This is a genomic window from Streptococcus sp. CF4-3 (assembly GCF_024295385.1).
Taxonomy (GTDB): domain Bacteria; phylum Bacillota; class Bacilli; order Lactobacillales; family Streptococcaceae; genus Streptococcus; species Streptococcus infantis_I.
The window spans coordinates 15,321-31,723 of sequence record NZ_JANCPN010000005.1; the positions used below are offsets into that span (position 1 = coordinate 15,321).

The following is a 16,403-nucleotide window of genomic DNA, read 5'->3' on the forward strand; positions in this document are numbered from 1 at the left end:
GGAGGAAATCATGAACAAACGTCATTTATTAAAACTTGGTCTAGCTTCTTTACCTGCTCTAGCTTTGTTTTTACATCCAGTTGTGGCAGATGAAAGTATCCATTTTTCAAGCTGTAAGGAAGCTTGGGAGAATGGTTATGCAGATATTCATAAGGGAGAACCAGGGTATTCTGCTACTCTAGATAAAGATCATGATGGGATTGCCTGTGAATCAAAGAATGCGCCTAAGGGTGTTTTAAAAGAGAAAAAGTCGAGTACATCTCAAACTAACACCAATGTAGCACCTACCCCAAGTGTAGCAGCTGAAAGTGGCTGGGTTCGTCAAAATGGGTCTTGGTACTATTTTTCTGAAAATGGGAAAACAGTAACAAATACTTGGCAGGGTGCTTACTATCTCAAGTCAGATGGAAGAATGGCTGAGAATGAGTGGGTATACGATAACTATTACCAAGCCTGGTATTACCTTAAATCAGATGGATCTTATGCACGTAATGCTTGGCAGGGAAGTTACTATCTCAAATCAGATGGTAAGATGGCTCAGGGTGAATGGATTTATGATTCTTACTACAAAGCTTGGTATTACCTCAAATCAGATGGAGCTTATGCGCATAATACTTGGCAAGGTTCATATTACCTCAAGTCAAATGGGAAAATGGCTCAGAGTGAGTGGGTCTATGATTCTTCTTACCAAGCCTGGTATTACTTGAAATCAGATGGATCTTATGCTCGCAATGCATGGCAAGGAAATTACTATTTGAAATCGGATGGTAAAATGGCTAAGAATGAGCGAGTGGATGGTGGACGCTATTATGTAGATGCTTCTGGTTTGTGGAAACCATAGAGTAGAAATAATCTGGAAAGGTAATGCAAAGCTTTGCACAAATCTAACGATTTTGTTATACTATGTCTGTAAGCATTTCCATTAATAAATATAAAGGAGAAAAAGATGAGTCAAAAGATTATTGGGATTGACCTTGGTGGAACTTCTGTCAAGTTTGCAATTTTAACTCAAGAAGGAGAAATCCAAGAAAAATGGTCTATTAAGACTAACATTTTGGATGAAGGAAGCCATATCGTAGACGATATGATTGAATCAATTCAACATCGTTTGAACTTGCTTGGATTGTCAGCTACGGATTTCCAAGGGATTGGTATGGGTTCACCTGGTGTGGTTGATCGTGAAAATGGAACTGTTATCGGAGCCTACAACCTCAACTGGAAAACTCTTCAACCAATCAAAGAAAAGATGGAAAAAGCCTTGGGTATTCCATTCTTTATTGACAATGACGCTAACGTAGCTGCTCTTGGTGAGCGTTGGATGGGGGCCGGTGAAAACCAACCAGACGTTGTCTTTATGACTCTGGGTACAGGTGTTGGTGGCGGTATCGTGGCAGAAGGCAAATTGCTCCACGGTGTTGCAGGTGCTGCAGGTGAACTTGGACACATCACTGTTGACTTTGACCAACCAATCCCATGTACTTGTGGTAAAAAAGGCTGTCTTGAGACAGTAGCTTCAGCAACAGGTATTGTCAACTTGACTCGTCGTTATGCAGATGAGTATGAAGGTGATGCAGCCTTAAAACGCTTGATTGATGACGGAGAAGAAGTAACTGCTAAAACCGTCTTTGATTTGGCAAAAGAAGGGGACGACCTCGCTTTGATCGTTTACCGTAACTTCTCACGTTACTTGGGTATTGCATGTGCCAACATCGGTTCTATCCTAAATCCATCAACAATCGTTATCGGTGGTGGAGTTTCAGCTGCTGGGGAATTCCTTCTCCAAGGTGTGCAAAAGGTTTATGATGAAAATACCTTCCCACAAGTTCGTACAACAACGAAATTAGCTCTTGCGACTCTAGGAAATGACGCTGGAGTTATCGGAGCAGCATCTCTTGTCTTGCAATAAGAAACAAAAGAAGGAGAAAATCACTATCTTGAAGCGAGTGATTTTCCTCCTTTCTTTTTTTATGCTATACTAGTTAAGAATAAACGTTGAGGAGAGAGTAAATGACAAAAGCAGATAAGATTTTTAAAGAAAATATTGAGCGAATTCTCAATGAAGGAGTCTTTTCAGAACAAGCTCGTCCCAAGTATAAGGATGGAACAGTTGCCAACTCCAAGTACATTACAGGTGCTTTTGCAGAGTATGATTTGTCTAAGGGTGAATTTCCAATTACAACCTTGCGTCCAATTGCTATCAAATCAGCCATTAAAGAAGTGCTCTGGATTTACCAAGATCAATCAAATAGCCTGGAAGTTCTCAATGATAAGTACAATGTTCACTACTGGAATGACTGGGAAGTAGGAGATACAGGGACAATCGGTGAGCGTTACGGGGCTGTTGTTAAGAAGCATGACATCATTAACAAGATTCTCAAACAGTTGGAAGCTAATCCTTGGAACCGTCGTAATATCATCTCTCTCTGGGACTACCAAGCCTTCGAAGAAACAGATGGCCTTCTTCCGTGTGCCTTCCAGACCATGTTTGATGTCCGTCGAGTAGATGGGGAAATTTACCTGGATGCAACCTTGACCCAGCGTTCTAACGATATGCTGGTTGCTCATCACATCAATGCCATGCAGTATGTAGCTCTTCAAATGATGATTGCCAACCACTTTGGTTGGAAAGTTGGAAAATTCTTCTATTTTATCAATAACCTTCATATCTATGACAATCAATTTGAACAAGCTCAGGAATTGCTCCGTCGTGAACCTTCAAATTGCCAACCACGTTTGGTCTTGAATGTACCAGACAAGACCAACTTCTTTGATATTAAAGCAGAAGATTTTGAGTTGGTTGACTATGATCCAGTGAAACCGCAATTGAAATTTGATTTGGCTATTTAAGAACAACAAAAGAAGTTGGAATTTCCAACTTCTTTTTGTTTATTAGCGTGATACGCGACGGCGAGCTGCTTTTTTACGGTTTTCTTCGATGAAAGCTGCTTTTTGTTCTTCTGGTTCAATCACTTTCTTTTTGAATGCGTATACTGCACCTGCAACAGCAGCCACAGTTCCTGCAACACCTGTTACGAGACCTTTAGCAAATCCTTTAGCCATGAGTCTTCCTCCTTTTATTTATAAATCAGACGGAAATAGCTTAAGAGATAGCATTTTTCTGCCTGTCCATTTTGTGATATAATAATAGTAACGAAAAAATGGGAATTTTTCAAGGAAAAACGATGAAAACAAAAATAATTGTGATTGTTGGTCCAACAGCTGTTGGAAAGACTGCACTAGCCATTGAAGTTGCTCAGCGATTTAATGGCGAAGTAGTCAGTGGAGATAGCCAACAAGTCTACCGAGGGCTAGATATTGGAACGGCCAAGGCTAGTCCAGAGGAGCAGGCAACTGTCCCTCATCACTTGATTGATGTGAGAGATGTAACCGAGTCTTACTCGGCTTTTGATTTTGTTTCAGAGGCCAAGACAGCTATTGAGGATATTCAAAGCCGAGGTAAGCTTGCAATTATTGCTGGTGGGACTGGACTTTATATCCAGAGTCTGCTAGAAGGCTATCATCTTGGTGGGGAGACACCCCATGAGGATATTTTAGCTTATCGTGCTAGTCTAGAACCTTTTTCAGATGAGGAGTTAGCACATCTGGTGGATCAAGCAGGCCTTGAAATTCCCCAATTTAATCGTCGCCGTGCTATGCGTGCCTTGGAAATTGCCCATTTTGCTCAAGATTTGGAAAATCAAGAGACTTTATATGAGCCACTGGTTATTTGTTTGGACGATGAGCGCAGTCAATTGTATGAACGGATTAACCATCGTGTGGATTTCATGTTTGAAGCTGGACTATTGGATGAGGCCAAGTGGTTGTTTGACCATTATCCAGATGTGCAGGCAGCCAAAGGTATTGGATACAAGGAACTTTTTCCTTATTTTAGAGGGGAGCAAAGTTTGGAGGAGGCTAGCGATAGTCTCAAGCAGGCGACTCGTCGATTTGCCAAGCGCCAGCTAACCTGGTTCCGCAATCGCATGCAGGTGACCTTTTATCAGATAGGAGAATCTGGTGTAAAAGAGCGTATTTTAAGCCAGATTGAGGAGTTCTTAAATGATTGAAACGGAGAAAAAAGAGGAGCGAGTCCTGCTGATTGGTGTTGAACTGCAGGGAATGGATAATTTTGACCTCTCCATGGAAGAACTGGCTAGTCTAGCCAAAACAGCTGGAGCAGTTGTAGTCGATAGCTACAGACAAAAACGAGAAAAATACGACTTCAAGACCTTTGTCGGTTCTGGTAAGTTGGAAGAAATTGCTCAAATGGTGGATGCAGAAGAAATCACAACTGTCATTGTCAACAACCGTCTGACACCTCGTCAAAATGTCAATTTAGAGGAAGTCTTAGGTGTCAAGGTCATTGACCGTATGCAGTTGATTTTAGATATCTTTGCTATGCGAGCTCGAAGCCATGAAGGTAAGCTACAAGTTCATCTTGCACAACTCAAGTATCTCTTGCCTCGTTTGGTTGGTCAGGGGATTATGCTCAGCCGTCAGGCAGGGGGAATTGGTTCTCGTGGTCCAGGTGAAAGCCAGCTGGAGCTTAACCGTCGTAGTGTTCGAAATCAAATAACGGATATTGAACGTCAACTCAAGGTGGTGGAGAAAAATCGGGCGACAGTTCGAGAAAAACGTCTCGAGTCAAGTACCTTTAAGATTGGTTTGATTGGCTACACCAATGCTGGAAAGTCAACTATTATGAACACCCTAACCAGTAAGACTCAGTATGAGGCAGATGAACTCTTCGCGACCTTGGATGCGACAACTAAAAGCATTCATCTAGGGGGCAATCTTCAAGTTACTCTGACTGATACTGTTGGGTTTATCCAAGACTTGCCGACAGAGTTGGTGTCGAGTTTTAAATCAACCCTTGAAGAAAGCAAGCATGTAGATCTCTTAGTTCATGTTATTGATGCTAGCAATCCTTACCATGAGGAGCATGAAAAAACAGTTCTTTCTATCATGAAAGATTTGGATATGGAGGATATTCCTCGCTTGACCCTTTATAATAAAGCAGATTTGGTGGAAGACTTTACGCCTACTCAAACGCCATATGCTCTGATTTCTGCTAAATCTAAGGATAGTCGAGAACAGTTGCAGGCTTTATTGCTAGATAAGATCAAGGAAATTTTTGAACCCTTTACGCTACGCGTGCCTTTTTCTAAATCCTACAAGATTCATGATTTGGAAAGTGTTGCGATTCTTGAAGAACGGGACTATCAAGATGACGGCGAAGTCATTAGAGGATACATTTCTGAGAAAAATAAATGGAGATTAGAAGAATTTTATGACTGATATCAAAACTTTGGCACTCAAGTATGGTGGATATACGAGTCTAGACAAGGTTTATCTAGACCAGCTTTTAGCTGGTAGGTCTGAAGAGGAGCAACTAGCTCTCATCACACCTCCACCAAGCGTGGTTAATGCCTACTTTGCAGAGCTTTACCAGAAAAAGAGCCCTGATGCTGCGACAGTTTATTTTGCGGAGCTAACTCAAGAGCTAAATCTTTTTAATGCTGAACCAAGTTTTACCATAGAAAACAAGCCTTTTATTCGTCTGAATCTATCTGGTAAATCCTTTGGATTTTGCTACGAGAAAGAAGGTCTTGGTCGCATTTTCTCAGAGAACGAGGAAGCAATTACGGATGAATTACTCTTTGAAATTGCACAAATTTTCCCTCACCAGCTGGTTTTTGAGGAGTCTGGAAAGATTTATATGAAGGCTGTTGGAGATGAGGAAGTTGTTAGCGTAAAAAGTTTAACTGCTTTGACGGACTTGGAAAGCTTGGCTGATGGTCGCAAGCGTCTCAAAGGCTATAGTCAAGAAGATTTACTACAAGAGGCTAAAGCCTATACTGGTAAGCTTTATTATCGCTCAGAAAACCGCACCGCTATGTTATATATTGATTAATTAGAAAGTAGCAAATGGATATTCAATTTTTAGGAACAGGGGCTGGTCAGCCCTCTAAAGCCCGCAACGTTTCAAGCCTAGCCCTGAAACTCTTGGATGAGATTAACGAAGTATGGCTCTTTGATTGTGGAGAAGGAACGCAAAATCGCATTCTGGAAACCACGATTCGACCACGTAAGGTCAGCAAAATCTTTATCACTCACTTGCATGGAGATCATATCTTTGGTCTGCCTGGATTTCTTTCTAGCCGTGCCTTTCAAGCGAATGAAGAGCAGACAGATTTGGAAATCTATGGACCTCAAGGTATCAAGTCTTTCGTCTTGACCAGCCTTCGTGTGTCAGGTTCTCGTTTGCCTTACCGTATTCATTTTCATGAGTTCGCCCAGGATTCCCTAGGGAAAATTCTCGAAACGGATAAATTCACGGTTTATGCAGAGGAGTTGGACCATACTATTTTCTGTGTCGGCTATCGTATCATGCAAAAGGACCTAGAAGGCACTCTGGATGCTGAGAAACTCAAGGCTGCCGGCGTACCATTTGGACCGCTTTTTGGTAAAATCAAAAACGGCCAGGATGTTGTTCTAGAAGACGGCACCGAGATTAAGGCGGCAGACTATATCTCAGCACCGCGACCTGGTAAGATTATCACTATCTTAGGTGACACTCGAAAAACCAATGCCAGTGTGCGTCTGGCTGTCAATGCAGATGTCCTTGTCCATGAGTCCACTTATGGTAAAGGTGATGAAAAAATTGCCCGCAATCATGGTCACTCAACCAATATGCAGGCTGCCCAAGTAGCGACAGAAGCGGGAGCCAAACGACTCTTGCTCAACCATATCAGCGCCCGTTTTCTTTCAAAGGACATTAGCCAGCTTAAGAAAGATGCTGCAACGATTTTTGAAAATGTACATGTGGTCAAAGACTTGGAAGAAGTGGAAATCTAGAAGATTGAGAAAGGATAAGTATGTCTACGATTCTCATTACAGGAGCTAGTGGTGGCCTAGCTCAAGAAATGGTCAAACTCTTGCCAAATGATCAACTGATCTTGCTAGGTAGAAACAAGGAAAAATTAGCTCAACTATACGGAAATCATCCACAGGCTGAATTGATTGAAATTGATATTACCGACGCTCAAGCTTTAGAAGAACTAGTTGCTGAACTCTATCAGCGTTATGGTAAGATTGATGTCTTAATTAACAACGCTGGATATGGGATTTTTGAAGATTTTGACAAGATTTCTGATCAAGATATTCATCAAATGTTTGAGGTCAACACCTTTGCTCTCATGAATCTATCCCGTTTGATTGCGGCTGGTATGAAGGAGATTCGAAAAGGTCATATCATCAATATCGTTAGCATGGCAGGTCTGATAGCTACTGGCAAGTCTAGCCTTTACTCTGCGACCAAGTTTGCGGCCATTGGTTTTTCAAATGCTTTGCGCCTTGAACTCATGCCCTATGGTGTCTATGTGACAACTGTTAATCCAGGACCTATCCGTACAGGATTTTTCGACCAGGCAGACCCGGATGGGATTTATCTCAAGTCGGTTGATCGTTTCCTACTCGAGCCAGATACAGTAGCTAGAAAGATTGTCAAAACCATAGGAAAAAACAAACGTGAAATCAATCTTCCTCTCTTACTGAATCTAGCCCATAAGTTTTATACCCTCTTTCCCAAGTTAGCAGATAAGTTGGCTGGGGAAACCTTTAACTATAAGTAAAAATGCTATTCCCTTGAGGAATGGCTTTTTATTTTTTTCGGTTGCTAATTTGTAGAAAAATACCACATGATAAACAGGCAGTTTATAACGATTAAGCCCATTTAAGGTATAAATAGAGATAGGAAAGCAGAAAAGAGAGGATAAACTTCAAGTCTAACATAACTAAAAGTATATCTATAGCGGAAGCTTATGAAGTCAAGATAAAATAGGATTAAAAGAACTTGCCCTTTGTCAGATTGATTAGACTGTAAATTGGAGTTAGGAATATTCTTAGAATAGATGAAGAAAATTAAAAATGTTAAAACATCTTGACATTTTATCTATTTAGAGTATAATAAGAAATGTAAAGAGCTCTTGATATTATTACAAAAATTTGGAGGAACAAAGCCATGAAAAAGATGGATGAAATGGACAGATATATTCAGTTGCGTTCTGAGGAGTGGGGCTATAAAACAGCGCTTTTGGGTTTATGTGCATGGACAGGATTTAATATCTATCAAGCACTTGTTGGTGGTGGCAAACTTGAAATGCTTCCTTGCTTAATTTTGATCTTATCTGTAAGTGTGCAAGGATTTGCTCAAACCGCAATGAAACGTAATATAATTGCTGGTGATGAAGAGTATAAAGAACCAAATAAACTTGTTCAAGGAGTAATTTTGATGGTTGTTATCCTTATCGTAGTATTGGCTCTTGGCGTTTATTTTTTTCAGAAAGACTAATGCTGTATGAAAAATAATATCAAACAGTTAAGAAAGTCTGAGGGACTACGTCAGGAAGATATGGCAAGAATATTAGGCGTTAGTCGACAAACCATCATTGCTATCGAGAATGACAAGTACAATCCTACACTTGAACTAGCAATGAAAATTGCAAGGTTGCTACGACTACATGTTGAAGAAATTTTCATTTTAGAAGATTAAAGATATCAGATAGCATTTATTTTAATCATCTGATTCGTAATGATGAGAGAGTTTTCCGGTTCATGGAAACTCTCTTTTTAAAGCTCAAAAAGAGTCTACTCAATTTTACCTTTGTCTATCTTATATATCTATCGTAAAACTGGTATAAAATTTGCAAATAAACAGCTAAAATAGTATACTAGAACTAGCAATTACGAAAACGTTTGCGCAAGAACTGTAGTAGATTATTTAGGAGACACAATATGGAATTAACGGCCATTTATCATAGACCAGAATCAGAGTATGCTTATCTTTACAAAGAAGGTCAGCTACATATCCGAATCAGAACCAAGAAGGATGATGTCCAGAAGGTTATCTTACATTATGGAGATCCCTTTATTTTCATTGAGGATAAGTATGAAGCTAAGAAAGAAATGACTAAAGTAACCTCAGATGCCCTATTTGACTATTGGCAGGTTACAGTCTCTGTTGATTTTGCACGGATTCAATATCTCTTTGAGCTCCTTGATGAGAAAGGTCAGGGTGTTTTTTACGGTGATAAGGGGTGTGTAGAACATACTCAAGAAAACTTAGACGCTGAAGGAAATGGTTTCAAGCTTCCATACATTCACGAAATTGATGGTTGTCAGGTTCCTAGTTGGGTTTCAAATACCGTATGGTATCAGATTTTCCCAGAACGCTTTGCTAATGGCAATCCTAATTTGACCCCAGATGGAGCTCGAGAGTGGGATGCAGAGATTGCGCCTAACAGGGATGATTTTTTTGGTGGAGATTTACAAGGAATTATCGACCATCTAGACTATCTTAAAGACTTAGGAATCACAGGACTTTATCTATGTCCGATTTTCGAAGCGACGACCAATCACAAGTATGATACGACGGATTATTTTGAAATCGACCGTCACTTTGGAGACAAGGAAGTCTTCGCTAATCTCGTCGAGGAAGCCCACAAACGTGGCATCAAGATCATGCTAGATGCGGTGTTTAATCATATCGGCTACCAGTCGACTCAATGGCAGGATGTCCTAAAAAATGGAGAAAAGTCAGTTTATAAAGATTGGTTCCATATCCAAGAATTTCCAGTTACTGAGGATAAACTTCAGAATCCAAGAGAACTCCCTTATCATACCTTTGCCTTTGCTAGCTACATGCCTAAGTTGAATACAGCTAATCCGGAGGTTAGGGACTATCTTCTCAGTGTTGCTACTTACTGGATTGAAAATTTTGATATTGATGCTTGGCGCTTGGACGTTGCCAATGAAATTGACCATCAGTTCTGGAGAGATTTCAGAAAGGCAGTTCTCGCTAAAAAACCTGATTTGTATATCTTAGGTGAAATCTGGCATACGTCTCAGCCTTGGCTAAAAGGGGATGAGTTCCATGCGGTCATGAACTACCCGCTCTCTGAAAGTATTAAGGATTATTTCTTGCGTCAGCGTAAAAAGACAGAGCAGTTTATTTCAGAAATCAACAGCCAGTCTATGTACTACAAGCAACAAATCTCAGAGGTGATGTTTAATCTTCTGGATTCTCATGATACAGAGCGTATCCTTACAACTGCCAAAGGAAATATCCAGCATGTCAAGGCTGCCCTAACTTTCCTCTATCTTCAAAAAGGGACCCCTTGTATCTATTACGGAACAGAGTTGGCCCTAATTGGTGGACCAGACCCTGATTGCCGTCGTGTCATGCCTTGGGGCCGTGTTTCTGAAGACAATGACATGCTGAATTTTATGAAGAAATTGATCCAAGTCCGTAAGGAAGTGGCAAGTATTATTCAGCATGGAAATTATCGCTTGGAAGAAGTGAAATCAGATGTCCTATCTTTGAAGTGGAACTACCAAGGGAAAGAAGTTCAAGCAATCTTTAATCAGTCTTCTGAGAAATATACTTTAGACAGAGATTCAGTTGACTTAGCGAGCCATTGCCAGTTTGAAGATGGTCAGCAAGTCATCTTGCCAGATGGATTTGTTGTTTATATGCTAGACTAGCATGGTTCATTGGGGTATTATGTCATATCAGTGAAAAATAATTTAGAAGGTTGTTTCTATAAAGGAGCAGTCTTTTATTTTGTATATGATTTAGTAATTCTACATAATGCCTCAATACAGTTTTTTATATCCAATATTTTCTACTAATTTTAGTAATCATAGTCTGAAGTATGCTTTTTTCGAGAAACTATTGATGTATCTATTATAATTGTATAAAATATGAATGAAGATGATGACTCATGAAAATAAAGAGCAAGGATGGGCGAACATATTGATTGATAGTCGAGTAAGAGAATTCAACCAAAACTGGCATTTCAAGCTCAATGCCGATGCTAAAGATGCGGTCAAGCCAGATGCCGATGTTTCTAGTTGGAAGAAATTAGACCTTCCTCATGACTGGAGTATCTACAATGACTTTGATCATGACTCACCTGCCCAAAATGAAGGTGGGCAACTCAATGGTGGTGATGCTTGGTATCGTAAGACCTTTAAACTCGATGAAGAAGACCTCAATAAGAATGTTCGTATCACATTTGATGGGGTTTACATGGATTCTCAGGTTTATGTAAATGGTCAGCTAGTTGGTCACTATCCAAATGGTTACAACCAATTCTCATATGACATCACTGACTATCTTCATAAAGACGGTCGCGAGAATGTCGTAGTAGTGCATGCCATCAACAAACAACCAAGTAGCCGTTGGTACTCAGGAAGCGGGATTTACCGTGATGTTACCCTTCAAGTCACAGATAAGGTCCACACTGAGAAAAACGGAACAACTATCTTAACTCCAGACCTTGAAAAACAACAAAATGGTAAGGTAGATACTCATGTAACAAGTAAGATCGTCAATACTGATGATAAAGATCATGAAATTCTTGCTGAGTATCAAATCACTGAACGTAATGGTCAAGCTGTAACTGACCTAGTTCGTACAGCTAGTCAAGTCTTGAAAGCTCATCAATCAGCCAGCTTGAATGCTATTTTACAAGTTGATAAACCAAAACTTTGGACAGTTAATAGCGACAAGCCTGCCCTTTACGAATTGGTGACACGTGTTTATCGTGATGGTCAATTGGTCGATGCTAAAAAAGATTTGTTTGGTTACCGTTACTACAACTGGACACCAAATGAAGGCTTCTCTTTGAATGGTGAACGCATTAAATTCCATGGGGTTTCTCTTCACCATGACCATGGAGCTCTTGGAGCTGAAGAAAACTATAAAGCAGAATACCGCCGTCTGAAACAAATGAAGGATATGGGTGTAAACTCAATTCGTACAACCCACAACCCAGCTAGTGAGCAGACTTTGCAGATTGCTGCTGAGCTTGGTTTGTTGGTCCAAGAAGAAGCCTTTGATACTTGGTATGGTGGTAAGAAACAGTATGACTACGGTCGCTTCTTTGACAAAGATGCAACTCACCCAGACGCTAAAAAAGGTGAAAAATGGTCTGATTTTGACCTTCGTACCATGGTTGAACGAGGAAAGAACAACCCTACTATCGTTATGTGGTCTATCGGTAATGAAATCGGTGAAGCAGACGGGAAACCTCGTTCTCTAGCAACTGTTAAACGCTTGGTTCAAGTGATCAAGGCAGTTGATAAGACACGCTATGTCACTATGGGAGCAGACAAGTTCCGCTTTGGTGATGGTAGTGGTGATCATGAAAAGATTGCGAACGAACTTGATGCGGTTGGATTTAACTATTCAGAAGACAACTACAAGAAGCTTCGTGCGAAACATCCAAATTGGTTGATTTACGGTTCAGAAACTTCTTCAGCAACTCGTACTCGTGGTAGCTATTTTCGTCCAGAAAGTGAGCTAGTTCACAGTAACCAAGCTTACCGTCATTATGAGCAGTCAGACTACGGTAATGACCGTGTTGGTTGGGGTAAAACAGCCACTGCATCGTGGACTTTTGACCGTGACAATGCTGGTTATGCTGGTCAGTTTATCTGGACGGGTACCGACTATATCGGTGAACCTACTCCATGGCACAACCAAAATAACACACCAGTTAAGAGTTCTTACTTCGGTATCGTAGATACAGCCGGCATTCCAAAGAATGACTACTACTTGTATCAAAGCCAATGGGTTTCTGCTGAGAAGAAACCAATGGTTCACCTGCTTCCTCACTGGAATTGGGAAGACTCTAGTATAAAAGAGAATGTAGCGGATGCAGATGGTAAGATTCCTGTTCGTGCATTTTCAAATGCTGCCAGTGTGGAACTATTCTTGAATGGTGAGTCCTTAGGTAAGAAAACATTTAACAAGAAACAAACAAGTGATGGACGTACTTACCAAGAAGGTGCCAATGCAAATGAACTTTACCTTGAGTGGAAGGTTGCTTATCAACCTGGAACATTGGAAGCAGTAGCTCGTGATGAGGCTGGTAATGAAATTGCTCGTGATAAGGTTACGACTGCTGGTGAGCCTGCAGGTGTTCGCTTAGTCAAAGAAGAAAATGCTATCGCAGCTGATGGAAAAGACCTCACTTATATCTATTACGAAATTGTTGACAGTAAAGGTAACGTAGTTCCTACAGCCAATAATCTTGTTCGCTTCCAGTTGCATGGACAAGGTCAGATTGTCGGTGTGGATAACGGGGAACAAGCCAGCCGTGAACGTTACAAAGAACAAGCAAATGGTTCATGGATTCGCAAAGCCTTTAATGGTAAGGGTGTTGTGATTGTCAAATCAACTGAGCAAGCAGGTAAATTCACCTTGACTGCTCACTCTGATTTCTTGAAATCTGGTCAAACAACTATCTTCACAGGTAAGAAAGACCAAGAGGAAAAAACTGTTTTAGGTACAGAGGTTTCTAAAGTTCGTACAGTAATCGGTCAAGCAGCGAAAATGCCTTCAAAAGTAGGATTTATCTACAGTGATGGCAGCCGTGCAAAACTTCCAGTAGAATGGTCCGCAGTTGATGTCAACCAACCTGGTATTTTTACTGTTAAAGGTGTGGCTGACGGAAGAGATGTAGAAGCGCGTGTTGAAGTCTTGGCGCTCGAAGCAGAATTACCTGTAGTTAAGAGAATTGCACCAAGTACAGATCTGAGTACGGTTGATCCATCTGTTACCTATGTATTGTCAGATGGTACTCTAGGAAACTATGACGTTGATAGGTGGGAAGTTGCAGCTGAAGATCAAGCTAAATTAACTATCCCAGGCTCTCGTATCCAAGCCAAAGGAATTTCAGGCGATGATGAAATCGCTACGACCTTTGTAGTCGCAGAAGGTCAAGCGGCCTCACCAGTAGTACCGACTGTAACTGTTGCAGACCAGCCTGTAGAAGGGCTCTCAACTGACCAACCGGTTCTATACCATAAACTTGCTTATGGAGCTACTTTGCCTGAAGTCAAAGCTTTAGCTGAAAATGCGAAAGTGACTGTTATTCAAGCTAACGAAGCAAATGGTATGCGTGCTAGTATTTATGTTCAACCAAATGATGGTGGAGCACTTCAGACTTATGCTATCCAATTCTTACAAGAAGCTCCTCAGATTGAACGTTTAAGCCTAGAAGTTGAAAATGCAGACGCACTGAAAGAAGACCAAACAGTTGGTATCAAAGTCTTGGCTCATTATCAAGATGGAACTCAGGCCGTATTAAAAGCTGACAAGGTATCCTTCTCAACATCAGGTGAAGGAGACGTAGCTGTTCGTAAAGGTATGCTTGAATTGCATAAACCTGGTCAAGTAACTTTGAAAGCTCAATTTGAAGGAGCTGAAGGTCAGATTGACTTGAACATCCAGGCAAATACTGAAAATAAAGTTGTCCAGGCTATTCGTCCAGTAAGTGTCGTGACAGGTTTGAACCAAGAACCAAGTCTACCTGATACAGTAACTGTAGAGTACGATAAAGGATTTCCAAAAGTTCACAAGGTAACTTGGCAAGCAGTTGCTAAGGAAGACCTTGCTAAATACCATAGCTTTGATGTTCTTGGTAAAGTAGAAGGAATTGAGAACGAAGCTCATGCTAAAGTTTCTGTAGAAAGTATCATTGCAGTCGAAGAAGTGACTACAACAACTCCGGTTTCAGAAGCTCCTCAATTACCAGAAAGCGTCCGTACTTACCACTCAAATGGCCAAGTATCTTCAGCTAAAGTGACTTGGGATGCTATTGACCCAAGCCAATATGCAACTGAAGGTAACTTTACAGTGACAGGGCATGTCGAAGGGACTCAGTTACCAACAAAACTTCATGTTCGTGTGTCTGCTCAGACAGAAACTGGTGCTAATATTTCTGACCAGTGGACAGGTTCAGAGTTGCCACTTGCCTTTGCATCAGACTCAAATCCAAGTGACTCAGTAGCCAATGTCAATGACAAACTAATCTCATTTAATGATCAACCGGCAAACCGCTGGACAAACTGGAAACGTACAAGTGAAGCATCGGTCGGAATCCTATTTGGTGATTCTGGTATCCTGTCTAAACGTTCGGTTGACAATCTCAATGTTGCCTTCCACGAAGACCACGGTGTTGGTGCACCTAAGTCTTATGTCATCGAATACTATGTAGGAACAGATGTTCCAACAGTTCCTAAGAACCCAAGCTTTGTAGCTAGTGAAGACCACGTCTTTAACGATGACAATAACTGGAAACAAGTGACAAATCTTAAAGCTCCAGATCAAGTGAGAGCTGGAGAAATGACTCACTTTAGCTTTGATAAAGTCAATACCTATGCGGTTCGTATCCGTATGGTTAGACCAGATGGTAAATGGGGTACTTCCATTACAGAAATTCAAATCTTCTCTAAACAAGTAGCTGCAGCTAAGAAAGCTCAAGCTCAAATCCAAGTAGATGGAAAAGATTTGCCAAACTTTAACCCTGGCTTGACTGACTATTATCTAGAAGCTAAAGAAGACGAAGCACCAACAGTAACGGCAAGTGTATCAGATAATGGTATTGCTACAGTGATTCCAAGCGTGCGTGAAGGGGATCCAGTTCGTGTTGTCGTTAAGGCTGAAAACGGAGATATTCTAGGTGAATACCATCTCCACTTCTGTTGAGCACACACGTGGAAGTAATGAGAAAAACTGAAGCAGAGAGGACCAAAGTGTCCTCTCTTTTCTATCTTATATTTGCTTTAATTCTCACTGCAAAAGAGTTATAATAAAGATGAAAATAGGGATAGAAGAGGAGGAGATAGGATGGCTTACATTGAAATGAAAAATAGCTATAAGAGATATCATACTGGAGAAACAGAAATTGTAGCCAATCGTGACGTCAACTTCGAGATTGAAAAGGGAGAACTGGTCATTATCCTTGGTTCATCTGGAGCAGGAAAGTCAACGGTCTTAAATATTCTAGGTGGAATGGATACCAATGATGAAGGACAAGTTTGGATTGACGGAATCAATATCTCGAATTTCACTTCTCATCAGAGAACCAACTATCGTAGAAATGACGTTGGTTTTGTCTTTCAGTTTTATAACTTGGTTGCTAACTTGACTGCTAAAGAAAATGTCGAGTTGGCATCAGAAATTGTCTTAGATGCCTTAGATCCTGAGCAAGTTCTAAAGGTCGTAGGTCTAGGCCATCGTCTCAATAATTTTCCAGCTCAGCTATCAGGTGGTGAACAACAACGGGTAGCAATAGCTCGAGCTGTGGCTAAAAATCCCAAAATTCTCCTCTGTGATGAACCAACGGGAGCTTTGGACTACCAGACTGGTAAGCAGGTTTTAAAGATTCTTCAAGAAATGTCATGTAAGAAGGGCGCTACCGTTGTCATCGTGACCCACAATGCTTCCCTAGCTCCTATAGCTGATCGGGTGATTCAGATACATGATGCCAGTGTCAAGAGCGTTGTTATCAATCCTCAACCACAGGATATTGATGATTTGGAGTACTGAT

At 40.8% G+C, this 16,403-nt stretch carries 13 protein-coding genes and 1 pseudogene; 13 read left to right on the forward strand and 1 reads right to left on the reverse strand.

Annotation, left to right across the window (positions count from 1 at the left end; translation table 11 throughout):
- Window positions 1-10: 10 nt before the first annotated feature.
- The 3 genes from NML75_RS05710 to NML75_RS05720 all read left to right on the forward strand — a co-directional run bounded on the left by NML75_RS05710 (window position 11) and on the right by NML75_RS05720 (window position 2,847).
- Window positions 11-841, forward strand: a complete 831-nt coding sequence (locus NML75_RS05710) for an excalibur calcium-binding domain-containing protein (protein WP_074324663.1) — start codon at window positions 11-13, stop codon at window positions 839-841.
- A gap of 105 nt (window positions 842-946) precedes the next feature.
- On the forward strand, window positions 947-1,906 hold the full coding sequence (locus NML75_RS05715) for an ROK family glucokinase (RefSeq protein WP_225750585.1): 960 nt from the start codon (window positions 947-949) through the stop codon (window positions 1,904-1,906).
- A gap of 101 nt (window positions 1,907-2,007) precedes the next feature.
- On the forward strand, window positions 2,008-2,847 hold the full coding sequence (locus NML75_RS05720) for a thymidylate synthase (protein WP_254733550.1): 840 nt from the start codon (window positions 2,008-2,010) through the stop codon (window positions 2,845-2,847).
- Window positions 2,848-2,889: 42 nt separating this feature from the next.
- On the opposite strand, the gene NML75_RS05725 is transcribed toward NML75_RS05720, so the two are convergent.
- Entirely contained in the window at window positions 2,890-3,060 is a 171-nt protein-coding gene (locus NML75_RS05725) for a DUF3042 family protein (protein ID WP_001051780.1), read from the reverse strand.
- Between the two features lie 122 nt (window positions 3,061-3,182).
- Here NML75_RS05725 and miaA point away from each other — a divergent pair, with 122 nt between their 5' ends.
- The 10 genes and pseudogenes from miaA (at window position 3,183) to NML75_RS05775 (ending at window position 16,402) form a co-directional block, all read left to right on the forward strand.
- Window positions 3,183-4,067 (forward strand): tRNA (adenosine(37)-N6)-dimethylallyltransferase MiaA, encoded by an 885-nt coding sequence (gene miaA / locus NML75_RS05730; RefSeq protein WP_225750583.1) that lies wholly within the window; start codon window positions 3,183-3,185, stop codon window positions 4,065-4,067.
- The gene (gene hflX / locus NML75_RS05735) at window positions 4,060-5,298 is read left to right on the forward strand and encodes a GTPase HflX (RefSeq protein WP_254733549.1); all 1,239 of its coding nucleotides are present in this window, start codon (window positions 4,060-4,062) and stop codon (window positions 5,296-5,298) included. The genes miaA and hflX overlap by 8 nt, the downstream gene beginning before the upstream one ends.
- Window positions 5,291-5,914, forward strand: a complete 624-nt coding sequence (locus tag NML75_RS05740) for a cystathionine beta-lyase (RefSeq protein WP_254733548.1) — start codon at window positions 5,291-5,293, stop codon at window positions 5,912-5,914. The genes hflX and NML75_RS05740 overlap by 8 nt, the downstream gene beginning before the upstream one ends.
- A 14-nt stretch (window positions 5,915-5,928) precedes the next feature.
- Window positions 5,929-6,858, forward strand: coding sequence for a ribonuclease Z (gene rnz, locus NML75_RS05745; protein WP_254733547.1), 930 nt, complete (start codon window positions 5,929-5,931; stop codon window positions 6,856-6,858).
- 20 nt (window positions 6,859-6,878) lie between these two features.
- Entirely contained in the window at window positions 6,879-7,634 is a 756-nt protein-coding gene (locus NML75_RS05750) for an SDR family NAD(P)-dependent oxidoreductase (RefSeq protein WP_070889324.1), read from the forward strand.
- Window positions 7,635-8,023: 389 nt separating this feature from the next.
- Window positions 8,024-8,353, forward strand: coding sequence for a hypothetical protein (locus NML75_RS05755; RefSeq protein ID WP_254733546.1), 330 nt, complete (start codon window positions 8,024-8,026; stop codon window positions 8,351-8,353).
- A 6-nt stretch (window positions 8,354-8,359) separates the two neighbouring features.
- Window positions 8,360-8,554 carry a helix-turn-helix transcriptional regulator gene (locus NML75_RS05760; RefSeq protein ID WP_006150191.1) on the forward strand — a complete coding sequence of 65 codons (195 nt, stop codon included), beginning with the start codon at window positions 8,360-8,362 and terminating at the stop codon, window positions 8,552-8,554.
- Between the two features lie 242 nt (window positions 8,555-8,796).
- Window positions 8,797-10,545 (forward strand): glycoside hydrolase family 13 protein, encoded by a 1,749-nt coding sequence (locus NML75_RS05765; protein ID WP_254733545.1) that lies wholly within the window; start codon window positions 8,797-8,799, stop codon window positions 10,543-10,545.
- Between the two features lie 289 nt (window positions 10,546-10,834).
- Window positions 10,835-15,553: pseudogene (locus NML75_RS05770) on the forward strand (Ig-like domain-containing protein); the annotation flags it as partial.
- Between the two features lie 147 nt (window positions 15,554-15,700).
- Window positions 15,701-16,402: an ABC transporter ATP-binding protein gene (locus NML75_RS05775; RefSeq protein WP_254733544.1), complete on the forward strand. Its 702-nt coding sequence runs from the start codon at window positions 15,701-15,703 to the stop codon at window positions 16,400-16,402.
- Window position 16,403: the final 1 nt, after the last annotated feature.

What these genes read in the sequence shown, in the direction of transcription:
- NML75_RS05710 (WP_074324663.1), top strand. Translation starts at nt 11, where the DNA reads ATGAACAAACGTCATTTATTAAAACTTGGTCTAGCTTCTTTACCTGCT.
- NML75_RS05715 (WP_225750585.1), top strand. Translation starts at nt 947, where the DNA reads ATGAGTCAAAAGATTATTGGGATTGACCTTGGTGGAACTTCTGTCAAG.
- NML75_RS05720 (WP_254733550.1), top strand. Translation starts at nt 2,008, where the DNA reads ATGACAAAAGCAGATAAGATTTTTAAAGAAAATATTGAGCGAATTCTC.
- NML75_RS05725 (WP_001051780.1), bottom strand. Translation starts at nt 3,060, where the DNA reads ATGGCTAAAGGATTTGCTAAAGGTCTCGTAACAGGTGTTGCAGGAACT.
- miaA (WP_225750583.1), top strand. Translation starts at nt 3,183, where the DNA reads ATGAAAACAAAAATAATTGTGATTGTTGGTCCAACAGCTGTTGGAAAG.
- hflX (WP_254733549.1), top strand. Translation starts at nt 4,060, where the DNA reads ATGATTGAAACGGAGAAAAAAGAGGAGCGAGTCCTGCTGATTGGTGTT.
- NML75_RS05740 (WP_254733548.1), top strand. Translation starts at nt 5,291, where the DNA reads ATGACTGATATCAAAACTTTGGCACTCAAGTATGGTGGATATACGAGT.
- rnz (WP_254733547.1), top strand. Translation starts at nt 5,929, where the DNA reads ATGGATATTCAATTTTTAGGAACAGGGGCTGGTCAGCCCTCTAAAGCC.
- NML75_RS05750 (WP_070889324.1), top strand. Translation starts at nt 6,879, where the DNA reads ATGTCTACGATTCTCATTACAGGAGCTAGTGGTGGCCTAGCTCAAGAA.
- NML75_RS05755 (WP_254733546.1), top strand. Translation starts at nt 8,024, where the DNA reads ATGAAAAAGATGGATGAAATGGACAGATATATTCAGTTGCGTTCTGAG.
- NML75_RS05760 (WP_006150191.1), top strand. Translation starts at nt 8,360, where the DNA reads ATGAAAAATAATATCAAACAGTTAAGAAAGTCTGAGGGACTACGTCAG.
- NML75_RS05765 (WP_254733545.1), top strand. Translation starts at nt 8,797, where the DNA reads ATGGAATTAACGGCCATTTATCATAGACCAGAATCAGAGTATGCTTAT.
- NML75_RS05775 (WP_254733544.1), top strand. Translation starts at nt 15,701, where the DNA reads ATGGCTTACATTGAAATGAAAAATAGCTATAAGAGATATCATACTGGA.